The following is a 17,533-nucleotide window of genomic DNA, read 5'->3' as shown; positions in this document are numbered from 1 at the left end:
ACGCACCCTACAATTGCGATTAATTTACTCGGTGATTTTTGAAATTTCGGCTGCCATTGCTGACAAGAATGCTGCACCTCCTAAAACTGTGGAACCTACAGCAAGTGCAGCTAAACCTAAAGCGTATTTAACTGGAGGATTTTTATCGATCCAATCAGTGAAACTTGGAATTGCTAACTGATCGAAATCTCCCTTTACTGTGTCGTAATTTCCATTAGGAATAGCCTCAAAAACATTGTTTGGTGCATCTTCCGATTTCGGTTCATTAGTGCGCTGTCCTTGAAAGGCTATTAACAGCAAAATCGTATCGGTTAATTGCGGGGAAATTCGATGTAAAAAATCTAAGACTTTTCCCGAATCACCGACAATAAAATCACGGGTGGGATGTTCCGCAGTGTAGAGAATTGCATCAGCAACTAAACTGGGTTGATAATAAGGAGGTATTCCTGTAGGTTTGACTCCTATTTTGGTGCGAACTTTGTTGTAATAAGGAGTGTTGATTGTTGAGGGTAAAATGTTAGTAACGCTGATGGGAATTCCTTTGTGAATTAGTTCTAAACGTAAAGAATCGAGGAATCCTTCAACTCCATGTTTTGATGCTGAATAAGGACTTTGCAGGGGAAGACTGCGCCTACCTTCCATCGAAGAAACATGAATTAATGCGCCTCTTCCTTGACGTTTTAAATGGGGTAATGCTGCCATTGCACCGTAAGCTTGTCCGGTGAGGTTAACATCAATTACTCGCTTGAATTCTTCGGGGGTAATTTCATCAAATGGCGCAATAACTCCCGTAGCAGAAAGATGTACCCAAGTATCAAGTCTGCCGTATTGTTCTACTGCTCGATCGCCGATCGCTTTTACTTGCCCAAAATCTGCCACATCAGCAATTACAGAAATCGCATCTCCGCCAAAACTTTTAATCTCAGAAACTAACGATTCTAAACCTGGTTGACTCCGCGCCGAAACTACTACTTTTGCTCCTTTTTTGGCAAATCTAATCGCTGTTTCGCGTCCAATTCCACTGGAAGCGCCGACGATCGCAACTACCTGTTCATTAATTGGTTTTAGCTGCATTAATGCTACTCCTTTCTGCTATTTGTTGTTACGGGAGGCGATCGCACCTCATTGCTCTATTTCCGTTCCGAAAATGCTGATTGATTCGATTCAATCATCTTTTTTAAATGCAGATATGCTCTTTCTGGAGTTAATGGTTCGCCTTCCTGTTCGTTGGGAATATAAAATTGCCTACTATCTGGAAAGCAACGCATTACAAAGCTGGGTATTATGCCTAACTCCAGAGCTTTTTTAGCTAATTCTTCAGCCTTTTCTGCTAAAGTATATTCATCGTGAAATTGATATTCTTTCATCTACTTATTCCCTGCTATTAGTGATTAACTAACCAGTTCCTTAATCGAACTAAAAGCTGTAGTTGCACAAAAAAATTCGCTCGCTGTTATGTTTATTGAACCCAGCGAGATGCAAAATTAATTGTTCTTAGTAAAACTTAACAATCCTACTTACCCTAAACCTCTATCTCAAGAAGAATTTATGTTTCTATCTATAGAACGAGTTAAAAATAAATAGGATTGGTATTATTGACATTAATTGCTTTTTCAAGGTGAAAATTAAAGCAACTAATTGTTTACTTTTTGGTAAGTTCAACGATTACCGCAATTACATCCATTGGTTCCACTGGTTTAGCTAAATGCCATTGAAATCCAGCTTTTAATGCTTGTTGTTGGTTAGATTCTCCCGCGTATGCAGTAAGTGCGATCGCCGGAATTTGTCCCCCTTGTTCTGGCGACAAAGAGCGAATTTGATTTATTAACATATAACCATCCATATCTGGCATTCCGATATCACATAAAAGGATATCTGGTTGAGTGCTTTCTATAGTTTTTAATACTTCTAATGCTGAAGCTACTACAATTACTTCCATCCCATATTCTTTCAATAAAAATGCTACTAAATCTCTAGAGTCAGGGTCATCATCTACAACTAAAACTTTTAATCCTGAAAGGTTTACCGAATCAGCAGAGAAGATTACAGAATCTTCCATTGGTTCACTCATTTTTATATCTCCCTATTTCTAAATAGTAATCTAACTTCTGCCTTAGTTTCCTGTTCATATAGAATCATTAGATAATTCTACCAGAGAATGAATAGGTAGAGAACGATCGCCAAAATAAGCTCATTCCTTAATTACCTTTTAGTAATATTCCTGCCTTTCCAAAATATTCTACTACGAAAGGCTAGATACTTCACTTCATTGACAAACAGAAAATTAGTTAAACAAAAGAAAGCTGTGTATGTTGTTCATTTTCTACTATGATTACTAAACATTGCATTCGGGAATGCGGGGGGAAAAACCCATCCACTTTACTTTATAATTTGCTCTAAGCGAAAAAGATCTTTATCAAGTTTATCACCCAAATTTTGGTAAAGTTAAGCGATCGAACTTTTAACCGCATTAAAAGTTCAGCTTGATTGTGTAATGTTTCTCAAAATTGTATAAATTATTACTCTGTTTATTTAAATTAAAGATTTCTTTCATATAAAGTTAATCGGTATTCAGGTAAAATCAGAACAAATTTCACAAGTAAAGTCTTTAAAAGTGTTACCACAGGATGAAGAACCGCCTGTAAACTTGCAGCGGTTGCAAGAAATTACCAGGGGAAAAGTAGCCATGCAAAAACGCCTTTTAGAAATCTTTTTCCAAGCTACTGAAGAAAACATTGTAGCTTTGAAAGAGGCGATCGCTAATCAAGATTTTCCTACTATAAAACATAAAGCTCATCAAATTAAAGGCTCTAGTGCTAACGTAGGTATACAAAAAATGTCTATTGCAGCAGCAGAATTAGAAAAACAAGCTAATCAACAGAATATTTCACAAGCTAATCAATTGCTTAATGAAATAGAAAATTATTTCCAAAAAGCACGAGAATTTGCAGAGATTAATTTCTCAAATTAAGCAAAATCTGCTTTTATACCAAATCCGGTTTAAATACCCCCGCTATTCTTTAGTCCGCGTAGGCGGACTTTGTTTGTGTAGTAGCGATTTCAATCGCCCAATCATACGCCAATCGGGTAGCTGACTCGGATTTGGTATTACCGAGAATTTCTTAACAATTACTCTCTAACACCAGCTAAAAATTTTAACCGTTGTAAATCCAATAACTTAACAGTTGAACCATTCAAAGTAATAATTTCTTCTTGGCTGAGTTTAGCGAATACCCGTGATAAAGTTTCAGGAATCGTACCCAACAAAGCGGCTAATTGTCCTTTAGTTAAATCTAGTTCTACCTCATTTTGGTTGCCAGTGCGATCGCTCAAATACAACAAATAAGCCGCCAATCTTCCCGGTACTTCTCTTAAAGAAAGGTCTTCAATCACTTTAGCAAATCTGCGTAAATGACGGGCGAAAATTTTCAACAAATTAACTGCTAAGTTGGGCCGATCTTTTAATAGTTCTAAAAAAGTAGTGCGAGGAAAAAATAACAATTTAGTTTTCTCTAAAGCCGCTGCTGAAGCGGGAAAAACTTGACCATCAAAAGCCGGAACTTCGGCAAAATGTTCGCCAGTACCGAACACTTGTAAAATTTGCTCTTTTCCTTCTGGGGAAATCTTAAAAACCTTCACCTTGCCAGAAATTACTAAAAAAAATCCCGTTCCGGCATCACCTTCCCAGAAAATTGTCTCACCTTTTTGGAAACTTTGCTGTTGAGCAATATTTAACAACGCATCAACCTCATCTATTGGCAAGCCAAAAAACATTTGACTATTGCCTAAAAACTTTTGTAAATCTGCCTTTTCATGCTTGTCCTTGCTTGCCATTTTTCCTCAATCCTCAATCTTTTGACTTAAGTCAAGGTTATCTTTTTTAGCTTCTCCTATTCTGAGGGTAGATGAGAGAAACAGGAACAAAACTATGTATTGCAACCAATGCGAACAAACCACCAAAGGAGAAGGATGCTATCAATGGGGTGCTTGTGGCAAAAACCCAGAAGTTGATGCTTTACAAGATTTATTAGTGCATTGTTTACGGGGATTGGGAGAAGTAGCGATCGCAGCACGCACCTTTGGTATCATCGATAAAGAAGCCGATTTCTTTACTTGTGAAACCCTCTTTTCCACCCTAACAAACGTCAACTTTGATCCCAACGACTTTGTTAATTATATTCACAAAGCGATCGCATTGCGAGATGAATTAAAAGCGCGAGTTTTCTTCACCAGTTGTAAACCAATTGAATGGTCAACTCTTGCTCAATTTCAACCCGCACAAACTGTTAGCAAATTAGTCCAACAAGGCAAAGATATTGAATATCAATTTATCAGTTCTTCCGCCAAAAATGTCGATATTTTTTCCTTAAAACTCACCGTACTTTATGGACTAAAAGGCATTGCTGCTTATGCCTATCATGCTGCCGAACTTGGTCAAGAAGACGATCGCGTTTATGCCTTCTGCCATGAAGCCTTAGCCGCCCTTGGAAGCAACGATAAAACCTTAGAAGAATGGGTAAATATAGCTTTAAAATTAGGAGAAATTAACCTGCGAACAATGGAACTTCTCGACGCAGGAAACACCAAAACTTATGGACATCCCGTTCCCACATCTGTACCTTTAGGTGCGAAAAAAGGCAAAGCAATTTTAGTTTCAGGTCACGACCTTAAACAACTAGAACATCTCCTCAAACAAACAGAAAACACCGGAATTTATATCTACACTCACGGCGAAATGTTGCCCAGTCATGCCTACCCAAAATTAAAACAAAACTACCCACATTTGTACGGTCATTATGGCACCGCTTGGCAAAATCAAACTAAAGAATTTCCGGCATTTCCTGGGCCGATCGTAATGACAACTAACTGTCTCATGCCACCTCATGATAACTACAAAGACCGCGTTTATACCCTTGGCCCAGTAGGTTGGCCTGGATTAATTCACCTCACCGATCGCAACTTCAATTTGGTAATTAAAAAAGCTTTAGAAATGCCAGGATTTACTGAAGATATTGTTACTAAAGAAGTCATGACTGGGTTTGCTCGTAACACTGTTTTAGGTGTAGCTGGTGATGTAATTGATGCAGTTAAACAAGGCAAAATTCGCCACTTTTTCTTAGTTGGTGGTTGTGATGGTGCTAAATCAGGAAGAAACTACTACAGCGAATTAGTAGAAAAAGTTCCAAATGATTGTGTAGTATTGACTTTAGCTTGTGGTAAGTTCCGTTTCTTCGACAAAGATTTAGGAAATATTGGCGGTTTACCTCGGTTAATGGATGTCGGTCAATGTAACGATGCTTATTCAGCAATTCAAATTGCTTTAGCGTTAGCAAATGCCTTTAATATTGAAGTGAATCAGTTACCTTTATCGATGATTCTTTCTTGGTATGAACAAAAGGCTGTAGCGATTTTACTGACTCTACTTTATCTGGGAATTAAAGATATTCGCTTAGGCCCAACATTGCCAGCGTTTATCTCTCCAAATGTCTTCAAGTTCCTGTCAGAAAAATACAACTTGAAACCAATTACTACCCCCGATGAAGATTTGGCAGCTTGCCTAAGTTAGTCTCTCATCTTATCTTTAATTGTAGGTTGGGTAAATATTAAACCCAATCTACATTTTTTGTAGCCTTTTAATTTACTTAGATCTCCAACTTGGTTGATTTTTGGGGTAAGCTTTACTTTGTGGTTATTAGCACGTTACAATTGTCGCTGGAAATCTACGGATGAGCAACTTTAATTATTTTATTTTATGTCTTTAATGCCCATTTCCTCTTCAAGTATATTTGCTGCAAAAAATATTAGTTTAATTGCTACTGATATGGATGGCACTTTAACCACTCAGGGAAAATTTACTTCATCTTTAATCAAGGCTTTAGAAGTGTTAGCTGAAGCAGAAATTGCTGTATTATTAATTACAGGTCGATCGGCTGGTTGGGTACAAGGTTTAAAAAGTTATTTGCCTGTGACAGGTGCGATCGCAGAAAATGGCGGCGTATTTTTCCCTGCCAACAGCGAACAACCAAAACTTTTAACACCAATTACCGATCTCATTATTTACCGTCAAGAATTAGCCACAACTTTTAAGTATTTAAAATCTCAATTTCCCCAAATTCAAGAATCTACAGATAACGCTTTTCGTCTCACTGACTGGACATTTGATGTCCAAGGATTAACAACTGCTCAATTACAGCAATTAGAACAACTTTGTAAGGCAAAAAATTGGGGTTTTACTTATAGTACAGTGCAATGTCATATTAAGCCAGAAAATCAAACTAAAGCTAACAGTTTACTGCAAGTATTAAATAGTTATTTTCCGTCAATAACCACAGAGAATTTAATTACAGTTGGCGATAGTCCTAATGATGAAACTTTGTTCGATCGCAGTTTGTTTCCCTTTTCTGTCGGGGTGGCGAATGTCCTACATTACAAAGATAAATTAAAATTTTTACCTACTTACGTCACTTCCTTAGCAGAAGGAGAAGGATTTAAGGAATTAGCAGAATTAATTTTGCGTATTAAGTTTGGGTGAATTAGCGATCGACATCATAAATTATAGTCCGCGCAGGCGGACTTTGTTTGTGTAGCCGCGACTTCAGTCGCCTGGGTATTTTTAATTAACAATAATCACCCATAACGCAACACACAAAACTATAGTCGCTAGATGTTGAGGAAACAAACATTTAAAAGATTGACGAGCAATTTTCTGGGTTAATATCACCGAACAAATCACCGAAAATACCAACGTAACTCCTTGTAAAAAAGCCATCACAGCCGGATGAGCAACTATTATTGGTAAACCTTCACCATGCAAACCAAAAGTTGCTAAACTCACAGGCAAAATGCGTCCAGCTTCCCCTAAACCTAAACGCAAATAATGGGCTAAATTTGCCCCTAAAACTAACGGTAGATAACCGTAAGCTAACTCTACAAAAGAGCGGGGTTTAATAAAGTTTTTCGTCCTCGATACAGTCCACCAAATCACCAATCTGATCCATCCATAAGCCATAAATGTAATCAACACTGGTAAGAGTAATGCTGCTAATGAAAAGCCTAAATGTAGCCAAAATTGCGTTAAATCTAAATTCAATCCCAACCAAGAATTGATTTCCGGTAAACGATGCAGAAAAACTCCACCTAATAACAACATTAACAACGCTACTTCGTAAGTATGGGCAGTGTGAGTTGTCCAAAGTTCAATTCCGGGAGGACGTAAATTGAATTCTACAGAACGATGAGGACAAGCTTTTAAACAAGTCATGCACAAAACACAATCTTTGTTATCTTCTAATTGTGCCGGATGGGAATATAAAGGACAGCCATTTGTCGCTAAACCTTCGCCTTTTTGCGGCCCTCCTTTATAACATTGGTAAGTGGTACATTCAGCCGAACAAGTTCCCTGTTGCGCTCGTAATTCGGTCATTGACAGTTTAGCAAATAAGCCGTTCATTCCCCCGATCGGGCAAAGATAGCGACACCAAAATCTTCGCTCAAAAATAGTAGAAAATATCATCGCTCCGGCTGTAATTAATAACAACAAACAAGCCGAAAGATAAGCAGTATTTTCTAAATTCCAGAGTTCTTCCCAAAGGAAAATTAATACAAATAAGCCAAATAAAAACCAACCTCCCCATTTTTCTGCTGACTGTCTAGGCCAACGTTTTAGTTGTCTAGGCCATAACCATAAGGATAATTTCTGAGTAATTTCGCCATAAATCATGAAGGGACAAACCGCGCACCACAAGCGTCCGACAAAGGGAAATCCTATTAATATTAAAGGCCACCACCAAGCCCAAAATAAGTTTAACGCAAAGTTTTCTTGCCGATTTTGGGGAGCTAGAAATAAGACGGCGACAATAAATGCGAAAAAGCTAAAAGTAAACCAGTAATTTATTCGATCGGGCCACCAAGGACTACGCAAAAATTTCCTTAACCAAGGATTAGCATTTAAGAGATTAACGCGAAATTCTTTCTTCTTAGTTTGTGCCGACCAAAACACTTCTTCAGTTAATACTTTGATGCCGGGAGATTGCACGATCGCTCTTTCCACCAAACTCTCTAATTCCCGCAAATTTCCCGGAAAATCATAAGACTGTAACCTGCGTAAAGCCTCCTGTGTAATTTGCGGTTTGGGAACACCTTTAGCCCGACTAAATAACCGCATATAATACTCTACTTGGTCGCTAATATCAGCTTTTCTAACTCGCAAAGGGGGAACTTTAATTAAATGCTTGACTGAGCGATCGATCGCAGGTAAAGTCCTTTCCGAAATCAGAATAATTTTAGCTTGACACTCAATTTCTAGAACAGCTGTTTCTAATTCTTGAACACCTACAGGCGTGAAAGTTTTAGTTTCCAATAATCGAGCAATTCTCGGAACTAATTCTTGCGGCAATTCTTGAATATTATTCAGCAGTAAAGTTCCTTTTCCTAACCATTCAATTAATCCCGGTTTACCGCCAGCACGACCAAACAAATCTACCCCGCTGGCTTGTAAAGTGCTACAATCTAACTTAATCATTGGTTCTCGTCTTTGAGCCGAACCAAAATGAATTAAAGCGGCAATATTATCCTTTTCTAAACCCGGTTCGCCGAAAATTAAAACCGAACCCATATCATTAGCTGCTTGTTTAATTTGTTGGCGCAACCTTTCCGCATAGCGGCTTCTTCCCACAACCCCACGTTTGGCTTTTGTGACTAAATAAGGACGTAAAATTGTTTGCCGTTCTTGTTCATAATTTAATTGCGAAGAAAGCTGCACCAATTCCATTGCTAATTTCGGGGTAAAAGCTTGGCTAATTTCTGGATATGCAGCTACTAACTCCTGAAATTTAGAGACGGGAATAAACCATAATTCGCATTCACTCAAAGCTATAATAGTTCTTTGAGTTAACTGCCCAAAAAGTAGTTCTTGTAAATGAATTAAAGCACCGGGAAGTAAACTAATTGCCCAAACCGAATTAGCTTGATTTATGCGATCGCCCTCTAGCCTCCCCTGTTTTAAAATATAAAGACCATCAGGTGTAGTATTTTCTTGTACCAAACGAGTCTGCGCCGCAATCACCTTTTCTTCTAAAACTTCCGCAATTGCTGTTAACGTATTTTCAGATAACACACCTAATTCTGTGCGTTCCTCTAACCATACCACTCTCTCTGGATATTTCATAAATGCTACTCCCAGCGAAGCTTTTTAATTTAAAACTATGTCTCAACAAATAATCGATCTTTGGGTTCCTCTAACCCTTTTAAGTCTAATTGTTTTAGCGGCAATTTTCTTCAGCCGCAGCAGTTAATAAAAGGCAGAAAGCAGAGGGGAGAAGAATTCAAAACTCACCCAGTCCCAAGTCCCCAGTCCCCAATCCCCAATCCCCCATAAAGTCATGAAAAAAACTTTTTTAGCTATAGCAGCTTTGGGTTTTCTCCTCACAGTTATTCTTGCCGTAAGCAAACAACCAAATGTCAGTTCAGCACAATCAGCTGGAAACAGTTTTAAACTTGCCTTGCCGATCGACTGTACACTAGGCAAAGACTGTTTTATCATGCACTACTTAGACCGTGACCCCAGTTCCGCAGCCATAGATTTTGCTTGTGGTCAACTTACCTACGACAATCATAATGGCACAGATTTTGCCATTCCAGACGAACGGGCAATGGCAAAAGGTGTAGCAGTCAAAGCAGTTGCTTCCGGGAAAGTTTTACGAATACGCGACGGAGTTCCTGATATTCGGGTAGCAGACCAAACGGACAAAAGCAGAACTCAAGGTATAGAATGCGGTAACGGCGTAATTATAGATCATGGGAACGGTTGGCAAAGTCAGTATTGTCATCTTCGCCAAGGTAGTGTCGTCGTCAAACCAAACACATCTGTGGCATCGGGTGCAGTTTTAGGTATGGTGGGAGAATCAGGTTTAGCTTCTTTTCCCCACGTCCATTTAACAGTTCGCTACCAGGATAAAGTTGTAGACCCTTTTGTTGGTATTGGCAATACTCAAGGTTGTAACGTGGCGCGTCAACCTTTGTGGCAACAACCTTTAGAATATGTTCCCACAGGTTTGATTCGCGCAGGTTTTGCTAGCAAAGAACCAACCTTTGGAGAAATTTGGCAAGGACAGTTCGCAGAAACTACCTTAGCGACAAATAATCCGGCATTATTGTTTTGGGTGCAAATTTTCGGAGTGCGTCAGGGAGATGAAGAACAATTTCGGCTGATAGCACCAAATGGTAAACCTGTGGTGAATAGCAAACAACAGGTGAAATCAACTAATCGCATCCGGTTGAGTTACTTTGGTAAGAAGAACTCTGCCAGTCAACCTTTATTTCCTGGCGTTTGGCGTGGAGAGTATCGCCTAATAAGAGGTAATAAAGTGTTGATTGAAAGCATCAGACAAGTGCAGTTGCGCTGAGATAATGGGAAAGTAAGGATTCTGAGTAACAATGAGTATCGCTACTTTTCTCAATTCTGGACGACGACTGTTTAGCTGGCTAATCTTGCTAGTAGCTACCCTCAGTTGCCTATTTCTCTTGGGAACGCCGTCAGCCCTAGCGGGTATCAATGATGATAACTATGATGGCAATATTTTTGTCCTCTATGGCGGAAATGGTTCTTTAGTTCCGCCAAAGGTTTCGTTAGCAGAGTCCTTAAAGCGAGATAATCCGACTCTGTTAGTGTTTTATGCCGACGATAGTAGAGATTGTAAGCAATATGCGATCGTAGTTTCCCAACTACAAGCATTTTACGGTCGAGCCGCAGATTTTATCCCCGTCAGCGTCGATTCTATCCCCGCTAAACCCAACTACGCACCCACAGAAGTTGGTTATTATTACCAAGGTTTTGTTCCCCAAGTCGTTCTACTTGACAAATCAGGTAAGCAAGTGATTAACGAAAAAGGACAACTACCTTTTGAAAAAATCGATGATGCCTTTCGGGAACAGTTTAATTTGCTACCTCGTTCCGCGTCTAAGGAGTTAAAGCCAAAAGCTTTCAACGAGTTCAGCAGCGAGTTAGCTGAGTAACATACCCTAAAGTACGTTGTTGGACTTTAGCACTAAGTCTGGCGCTAAAGCGCTACAACGTACTAAATTTCCAAATTATTAGTAAAGGATAACCAAAAAATATGGGTTCAGAGGTTAAACTTGCAGATAAACCAACTGAATGGTGTTCTCATGACAAAGGTTTACACCACCCAGGATCTAATAACAATTTTGGCGCACGAGCGTCAAGCCTGTCTGACGGGACAGCGCCTTAGCTTGAGTGCGAAACCTTCGGGAAATCCTTTAATAGACAGATTTTTGAAATCGGAGGGAGTGCAAAAGTTTACAGCTTATCAAGATTTTAAAGCTACTATTCATCATTACCAAAGACAACATGGGGTTTCTGGTATTGTTTGGCGAGAGATTGGCATTAATGGCAAATCTTTGCGCTTTCCAGAAGTTGACTCTAACTTAGTTGCTTTACCAAGTGATGTGGAGATTTTAAAAGCTGCTAAACCTTCCATATTGAAATTTTGGCATGAAGTAACATCCGCTATGGATTTTTATCTGAGTGTCAATCATGGTAAAGACTATCGTGCGATCGCTCCCGCTGATGTGAGTAGAATCGCATATAGAACAGAATGGGCTAATCTGTGCAAATGGGAAAAGTCAGACTTTCTGGAAATTCTCTTGCAGTTGGGATGGGGAAACCCAGAGGAAGCAGCTTACAAACGAGGATGGCCCACTTCCGGTAGCGAGTATGTCCATGCCGTAAAACCTGGTCATCGTCCAATTTGTTAATTCCGAGGACTTACGCCAAAATAATGCGTAAGTCCTGATTTTTCATCTATCTAACTGCTTATTTTACAGCAACCATAAGATAGCTCTTTATATTTGCAAAATATATGCCTTTAGATTGCGAAATTGCTCATCTATAATCGTTATTATAAATATAGGGCTAGCTAGAGAAAAGTCTTTGTTCGGTGTGGTGGAGAGTGAGAAAGCTACAGATGTAAAGACGTTTAATCAAACGTTTCTACATCTGAGGTAAACGCTGTTTATTTATAGCACAAATCAATCCAACCAAGATCGTACTAGAGAAGTAAGCTATGCAAACTATCGCCAAATTTGCTTCCCTTCTGGGAATGTCTGCTTTAATTGTAGGGATTCCTCTTGTTGCTAATGCACAGGTTGTGCCAAGATCGAGAATTCAAATCGACCCCACTGTTGTACAGGATTTAGAAATTAACCGATATAACTTTAGTCAATTTACTGACGCTGAGGTTACTTACGGTCTTTATCAACCAGCTTATGGTGCTATTGCCTATAGCACTCAAATTTTACCTGTAGGTGTTGGTGGCCCAGATTTAGAAGAAAGTTGGCCTGATACCTTTGTTGTTAAGTTAGGTGAAGGACAAATAGTAACCGAACCAAATTATAGACAAGGAGACAATTTTCTGCAAGTGGAGTTGTTAAGATTTTAAAGGATAAAGCTAGGCTGGAAACCCCTAAATTAATTACTGGGGTTTCCTTTTAACTGTTGGTTTCTGTCTTTTATTTGCTTGGTCATCTTGTTTATCTTTTGGTGGTTTTCGGAGGAGAATGATAGAGAATATGATGGCTGCGATCGCGCAACTTACTAAAGTATATAATGGATTTAATTTATAATCAAAAACTGCATGAGCAGGTAAAGCAGAATCAGTGGGATTAACTAACAAAACGGTAAATAAGTTATTAGCTGCATGAACTCCTAAAGCTAGTTCTAAACTATTATCTTTAACAGTAATGAAGGCTAAGAAAAAGGCAAACCCTAAGTAAAACATAGCTAAAATCAAAAAATTTGCTCCTACTTCGGGATTTCCTAAATGGATAGCTGCAAATATTAATGATGAAAACCATATTGGAATCCAAGATATGCGAGTAATTAAGCCAACTGTCTGCATTAAGTAGCCTCTAAAAAAAAGCTCTTCGACGCTAGTTTGGATGGGAGTTAAAATTAATGCAAAAGGGAGAAATATTAAAAATTTGGTTTGGTTATAGTCAAACTGATAACTCTGAGGAAAAAGTTTATACTCGATCGCGCAAGCAACAGCTAAAAGAATCACCCAAAGCAAAAATCCTTGGACAATTCTAGATATCTTTACTTGAAATTTAGGAGTAATCAAACTAATGAATTCTCGCTGATGTATGAACCGAACTGCAACATATAAAGCAGCTAGGAAAACAATAAAAGCAAAATGAATTACTAAATAAGTCCATAATATATCTATTCCCTCAAATCGATTGAGTTGAGCGTTAAAGTTTGTCTGTTCGTTACCATCATAAAATACTAACAAAATTAAAGCTAACGCTGGTATATTACCGATCGCTAACCAGGAAACTAAAATTAAAGAAATTGCTGACAAGTAACGCCACCATTGATTTTTGCCACGACGAGCTAAAAACAAATATCTATCTGCCATAATTTTTCAAAGTATATATTACCAATAAATACCATAACTAATAACATTTTTCCATATCTATAGCCAGTCTAAATGAGTCATGAAAGAAGTAAAAGGGTAATCTGGTAAAATAAGAACGGCTTGTAACCGAGAAGTAGAAATGAGAGCAGTAGAAGATTCAGAAGTTAGAAAACAGCTAAAGACTCTCGAAGATTTTATTAAAAGTAATCCAAAATCGGCAGAAATGAAGAGAGCATTAGCAGCTAAATTGGCGTTAGAGGGATATCGCTATGAGAAAATTAAAGAAATTTTAGCAGTCTCAGTAGGGTTTATCAGTAAATGGTTTAATGCTTTTAAAGTCGGCGGTAATGAAGCTTTAAAATCCAGGTATAAAGGCACAGAAAGTTATTTAAGCCCAGAAGAAAGAGCGGAAACAATTGCGTGGTTAATTCAGCAAAAAGCTTGGGATATTTCCGAATTAGAAACTTATTTAATTGACAAATATGATGTAGTTTTTCAATCGCGACAAAGCTATTATCAGATTTTTCAAGAAGCGAAAATCTCTTGGCAAAAAGGAGAACAGGTGAATCCTCGATATGATGCAGAATTAACTAAAAAAAAAACCAAGAAATTGCCGCACTTCTCGAAAAACATCGCACCGAAATAGAGGCCAGAAAGCTGGTGGTGTATATTATTGATGAATGCCATCTACTCTGGGACGATATCTGTGGTTATCTGTGGAACTTCATCAAAGAACCAGTGAAAATTCCACTGTTGAATCCCAAAGAAAGACAGACTTATTATGGAGCTTTAGATCTATTAACGAAAGAATTTATTCTCGACCCTTATCCCCAAGGAAATGGAGAAAACACTGTCAATTTTGTCACTCAACTACAACAAAGAAATCCGGGAGCCAAAATTTTATTGATCTGGGATGGAGCTAGTTATCATAGAGGAGAGGAAATGAAAAAATTTTTAACTCAACAGAATCAAGAAATGACTCCCGAAGAATGGAATGTTACTTGTCATAGATTTGCGCCTTACGCTCCCCAAGAAAATCCTGTAGAAGCAATTTGGCTACAGTTAAAAAATTTACTAAGAAGATTTTATCGGTTTGGTAAAAGTTTTGCCATTGTGAAGCGGTTATTTCAGCTTTTTGTTGATTTCAAACTTTTTAATGTTCCTAACTTTAAAAACTACGATGCTTTTTCACAATTCATTTAGACTGGCTATATAATAGGATTGACGTAAGATTATTTGTGTGTTAAAAAATGAAAATTAATATAGATCGGACAGTTTGCCGAGCAGTTAGGGTGACAGTATGGGGAGTTTCTTTAACTTTATTAATGAGTTCGCCCATATTAGCAAATACTATTCCTCATCAGGTAATTAACGGTTTATATCGTTCTAGTTCAGAGGATTTCTTTCTACAGGGAAAGCGGCAATTTGAAAAAGAAATTCAGATTTTAAGGCGACAATTGCTAATTGAACCCCGATCGCTATTAAACATTAGTGATGAGGTGCAAATCAAAGAGGAAGAAGTTCCAGAAACGCCCGATTTTTCCCCAGAGAATCCGGTTAATAATAAAAAATCGCATTTCTCAACAACTCAGTCCTGACCTAAGACTAACTGAGCGTACATTTGCATTGCCGATCGCCAAACTAGATAACCTTGTCGGTTAAGATGTAATCCATCTGTGGTTAAATCGGCGCGAAGATAACCATGAGCATTTGTAAATAAAGGATATAAATCTAAAAATCTTACTTCTTCTTCTTGGGCGATCGCAGCTAATTCTTGGTTAAGCTGTTGAATGCGACTGATAGGAATTTTGATTAACCGATCGCGCCCTTCCCAAGTTGCCTCTTCCCCACCGTGAGGTAAAATCGATTGCACCACAATTTGAGTTTGGGGATGAACTCGTCGCAATCTTCGCAGAATCTTGCGGTAATTTTTCAACAAAGTTCGATCATCCACTTCCCGAATCAGGTCGTTAATTCCAATCATGATGTAGATTCTTTCCGGTTGCGTGCGATCGAACAACCCCAACCTCCGCCATAAACCAAGAGAAACTTCCCCAGAAATTCCTTGATTCAACCAATTTTTATTAGTAGGCAACAAATCTGGAGGAAACCACAGACTCAAGGAATCACCCAACAAAACATTCAAATGTGAAGGCTGTTTTGCAGCAGCAATTTCCGCTTCCTGCTGCAAAATATTTATCCACTTTTGATAGGTCAATTGATGCCTTTTTCCTAATCCCGGAGTAGTGGAAGGATCTTCTGACAACAGACTTTCTCTAGCCGCAGAAGCACTAATTTGATAATCAACAGGCCACCAAAAATCACGTAGTAGCCAGCCAACCACTAGTATTAGTAAAGCATTAACAGCAAGAGACAACAAAGCCCAAGTCGGGTAATTCTTGAGGGAATTTAATACCCGATTGGATTTTAAGGTGTTTGGTTCTGATTTGAGAGTGCGATCGGTCATTCGATTTTAGACTTGAGATTTAGATTTTATATTTTCCTTTTTCGTTCAGAATAGAGCAAATCTAAAATCCAAAACAGTAATAAGTTACTCGCCCAGACTCAACCCGGAAGCAAACTCTTCACCGTAAGCTTCTTCACCATGCTCGTTGATATCTAAACCTTGGTCTTCTGCCAATGGTTTCACCCGTAGCGGCATCACCAATCCCAGAAGCTTCAAGATGATTACTGTACCAACAGCAGCAAAGATATAGGTAGCTATCACACCAATTACTTGGGTAACAACTAATCCGGGATTACCAGATAGTAACCCATCATTTCCGGCGCTGTTAACTGCCTTAGTAGCAAAGAAACCCGTAAGAATTGCTCCTAATGTACCGCCTACGCCGTGAATCGGGTAAGTATCTAAAGAATCGTCGAATTGCAACTTTGCCCGCCAGCTAACAGCCCAAAAACAGCAGAAAGCGACGATCGAACCCATCAAAATTGCTCCCAAAGGAGTCACGAAACCTGCGGCGGGAGTTATAGCTACTAGTCCTGCCAGGAAACCGCTAGCAATACCAACAGCGGTGGGTTTGCCTCTTAATACCCATTCTGCGATCGTCCAAGTCAGACCTCCAGCAGCAGTAGCTACTGTAGTCGCAACGAAAGCTACAGTTGCTAATGGGCCTGCACCTAAAGCACTGCCACCATTGAAACCCATCCAGCCAAACCACAGCAAACCAATTCCTAGTAAAACATAAGGGACGTTGTGAGGGGCAGCGGGTTGGGTGGGGTAAGTTTTTCTTGGGCCTAAAATCCAAGCGGCAACTACTGCGGAAACACCGGAACTAATGTGTACGACGGTTCCTCCAGCAAAGTCTAAGGCTCCCATTGTACCGATCCATCCTTTGCCCCAAACCCAGTGAGCTAAGGGTGAATAGATAAAGGTAGACCAGAAGATGATAAACCAGAAGAAAGCTTTAAAACTGATTCGTTCGACTATTGCTCCTGAAATGATCGCTGGGGTGATGATGGCGAACATCATTTGGTAAGCCATGAATAGTTGATGGGGAATGGTGGGTGCGTAGCCGATCGGATCTGGTTGATCGAAAGAAACACCATTCAAGAACATCCATTTCAGGCTGCCTAAAATGGGATTCATGACATAAGGGGGATTGGCTCCCGTCAGTTCGTTGGGTGCAAAGGCGAGGCTGTAACCCCACAAAATCCAGGTTACGCCGACAACTGCCATGAGAATCAAGCTCATCATCATGGTGTTGAGGACGTTGCGCGATCGTACCAACCCCCCATAGAAAAACGCTAATCCTGGTGTCATCAACAACACTAACGCTGAGGAAATTAACATCCAGGCACTATCACCAGTGTCGATTTTCGATGGAGAAACTAAAGTAGGAGATGGACTTGGAGAGGGCGATGTGTCTTGCGCCAAGGATTGTATTGCCATTGGCCCGATAATCACCAAAGCCGAAATTATGCAAGGAATAATAAACTTCTTCAACACTTACTTTTTCCTTCTATTACCAAACAAAGGTTTGACAGAAATCAACTAAATTGAACGAATTATAAGTATATGGTTTCTGTGTTTTCTCACGCCAAATAATTTAAAAATTTATAATTTTTTTTTACTCTTTTGG

At 39.1% G+C, this 17,533-nt stretch carries 17 protein-coding genes; 9 read left to right on the top strand and 8 right to left on the bottom strand.

The genetic code is table 11. The annotated features are described in order from the left end of the window. Positions 1 to 24: 24 nt before the first annotated feature. From ACE1CA_RS11505 to ACE1CA_RS11495, 3 genes are all read right to left on the bottom strand, one after another. Positions 25 to 1,074 carry an SDR family oxidoreductase gene (locus ACE1CA_RS11505; RefSeq protein ID WP_413279754.1) on the bottom strand — a complete coding sequence of 350 codons (1,050 nt, stop codon included), beginning with the start codon at positions 1,072 to 1,074 and terminating at the stop codon, positions 25 to 27. 56 nt (positions 1,075 to 1,130) lie between these two features. Then, positions 1,131 to 1,367, bottom strand: coding sequence for a hypothetical protein (locus ACE1CA_RS11500; protein WP_413279753.1), 237 nt, complete (start codon positions 1,365 to 1,367; stop codon positions 1,131 to 1,133). 275 nt (positions 1,368 to 1,642) lie between these two features. After that, complete coding sequence (locus ACE1CA_RS11495) at positions 1,643 to 2,071, bottom strand: response regulator (protein ID WP_413279752.1); 429 nt, start codon at positions 2,069 to 2,071, stop codon at positions 1,643 to 1,645. A 543-nt stretch (positions 2,072 to 2,614) separates the two neighbouring features. Here ACE1CA_RS11495 and ACE1CA_RS11490 point away from each other — a divergent pair. Then, positions 2,615 to 2,971 carry an Hpt domain-containing protein gene (locus ACE1CA_RS11490; RefSeq protein ID WP_413279751.1) on the top strand — a complete coding sequence of 119 codons (357 nt, stop codon included), beginning with the start codon at positions 2,615 to 2,617 and terminating at the stop codon, positions 2,969 to 2,971. Between the two features lie 158 nt (positions 2,972 to 3,129). On the opposite strand, the gene ACE1CA_RS11485 is transcribed toward ACE1CA_RS11490, so the two are convergent. Then, positions 3,130 to 3,834, bottom strand: a complete 705-nt coding sequence (locus ACE1CA_RS11485) for a Crp/Fnr family transcriptional regulator (protein WP_413279750.1) — start codon at positions 3,832 to 3,834, stop codon at positions 3,130 to 3,132. Between the two features lie 94 nt (positions 3,835 to 3,928). Here ACE1CA_RS11485 and hcp point away from each other — a divergent pair, with 94 nt between their 5' ends. Continuing rightward, positions 3,929 to 5,566, top strand: a complete 1,638-nt coding sequence (hcp, locus tag ACE1CA_RS11480; protein ID WP_413279749.1) for a hydroxylamine reductase — start codon at positions 3,929 to 3,931, stop codon at positions 5,564 to 5,566. Between the two features lie 186 nt (positions 5,567 to 5,752). Continuing rightward, complete coding sequence (locus tag ACE1CA_RS11475; RefSeq protein ID WP_413279748.1) at positions 5,753 to 6,532, top strand: HAD-IIB family hydrolase; 780 nt, start codon at positions 5,753 to 5,755, stop codon at positions 6,530 to 6,532. Between the two features lie 81 nt (positions 6,533 to 6,613). Here ACE1CA_RS11475 and ACE1CA_RS11470 read toward each other — a convergent pair whose 3' ends face one another. Beyond that, positions 6,614 to 9,166, bottom strand: coding sequence for a sigma 54-interacting transcriptional regulator (locus tag ACE1CA_RS11470; RefSeq protein WP_413279747.1), 2,553 nt, complete (start codon positions 9,164 to 9,166; stop codon positions 6,614 to 6,616). 214 nt (positions 9,167 to 9,380) lie between these two features. On the opposite strand from ACE1CA_RS11470, the gene ACE1CA_RS11465 reads away from it, so the two are divergent. The 4 genes from ACE1CA_RS11465 to ACE1CA_RS11450 all read left to right on the top strand — a co-directional run bounded on the left by ACE1CA_RS11465 (position 9,381) and on the right by ACE1CA_RS11450 (position 12,455). After that, positions 9,381 to 10,403, top strand: a complete 1,023-nt coding sequence (locus ACE1CA_RS11465; protein ID WP_413279746.1) for a M23 family metallopeptidase — start codon at positions 9,381 to 9,383, stop codon at positions 10,401 to 10,403. A 31-nt stretch (positions 10,404 to 10,434) separates the two neighbouring features. Next, positions 10,435 to 11,013, top strand: a complete 579-nt coding sequence (locus tag ACE1CA_RS11460; RefSeq protein WP_413279745.1) for a thylakoid membrane photosystem I accumulation factor — start codon at positions 10,435 to 10,437, stop codon at positions 11,011 to 11,013. A 150-nt stretch (positions 11,014 to 11,163) separates the two neighbouring features. Beyond that, positions 11,164 to 11,772, top strand: a complete 609-nt coding sequence (locus ACE1CA_RS11455; protein ID WP_413279744.1) for a hypothetical protein — start codon at positions 11,164 to 11,166, stop codon at positions 11,770 to 11,772. A gap of 308 nt (positions 11,773 to 12,080) precedes the next feature. Then, complete coding sequence (locus ACE1CA_RS11450) at positions 12,081 to 12,455, top strand: hypothetical protein (RefSeq protein WP_413279743.1); 375 nt, start codon at positions 12,081 to 12,083, stop codon at positions 12,453 to 12,455. A 33-nt stretch (positions 12,456 to 12,488) separates the two neighbouring features. Here the strand turns inward: ACE1CA_RS11450 and ACE1CA_RS11445 are convergent, their stop codons facing one another. Further along, positions 12,489 to 13,433, bottom strand: coding sequence for a CPBP family intramembrane glutamic endopeptidase (locus ACE1CA_RS11445; RefSeq protein ID WP_413279742.1), 945 nt, complete (start codon positions 13,431 to 13,433; stop codon positions 12,489 to 12,491). A 139-nt stretch (positions 13,434 to 13,572) separates the two neighbouring features. Between ACE1CA_RS11445 and ACE1CA_RS11440 the strand changes: the two genes are divergently transcribed. Continuing rightward, positions 13,573 to 14,636, top strand: a protein-coding gene (locus tag ACE1CA_RS11440; RefSeq protein ID WP_459563618.1) for an IS630 family transposase whose coding sequence is annotated in 2 segments (ribosomal slippage) — positions 13,573 to 14,029 and positions 14,029 to 14,636 — 1,065 coding nt in all. Because the reading frame shifts where the segments join, the coding sequence is not laid out codon by codon here. Between the two features lie 47 nt (positions 14,637 to 14,683). Further along, complete coding sequence (locus ACE1CA_RS11435) at positions 14,684 to 15,031, top strand: hypothetical protein (RefSeq protein ID WP_413279095.1); 348 nt, start codon at positions 14,684 to 14,686, stop codon at positions 15,029 to 15,031. Here ACE1CA_RS11435 and ACE1CA_RS11430 read toward each other — a convergent pair. Together ACE1CA_RS11430 and ACE1CA_RS11425 are read right to left on the bottom strand one after the other, a co-directional pair. Beyond that, positions 15,022 to 15,900: an SGNH/GDSL hydrolase family protein gene (locus ACE1CA_RS11430; protein WP_413279094.1), complete on the bottom strand. Its 879-nt coding sequence runs from the start codon at positions 15,898 to 15,900 to the stop codon at positions 15,022 to 15,024. The genes ACE1CA_RS11435 and ACE1CA_RS11430 overlap by 10 nt on opposite strands. Before the next feature lie 84 nt (positions 15,901 to 15,984). Next, positions 15,985 to 17,343 carry an ammonium transporter gene (locus tag ACE1CA_RS11425; protein WP_459563648.1) on the bottom strand — a complete coding sequence of 453 codons (1,359 nt, stop codon included), beginning with the start codon at positions 17,341 to 17,343 and terminating at the stop codon, positions 15,985 to 15,987. Positions 17,344 to 17,533 lie beyond the last annotated feature (190 nt).

Origin of the sequence: Floridaenema evergladense BLCC-F167, assembly GCF_041929205.2 — a bacterium.
GTDB classification, from domain to species: Bacteria; Cyanobacteriota; Cyanobacteriia; order Cyanobacteriales; family Aerosakkonemataceae; genus Floridanema; species Floridanema evergladense.
The sequence above is the reverse complement of the archived record's forward strand: the minus strand, read 5'-3'. Positions and strand labels throughout refer to the sequence as shown.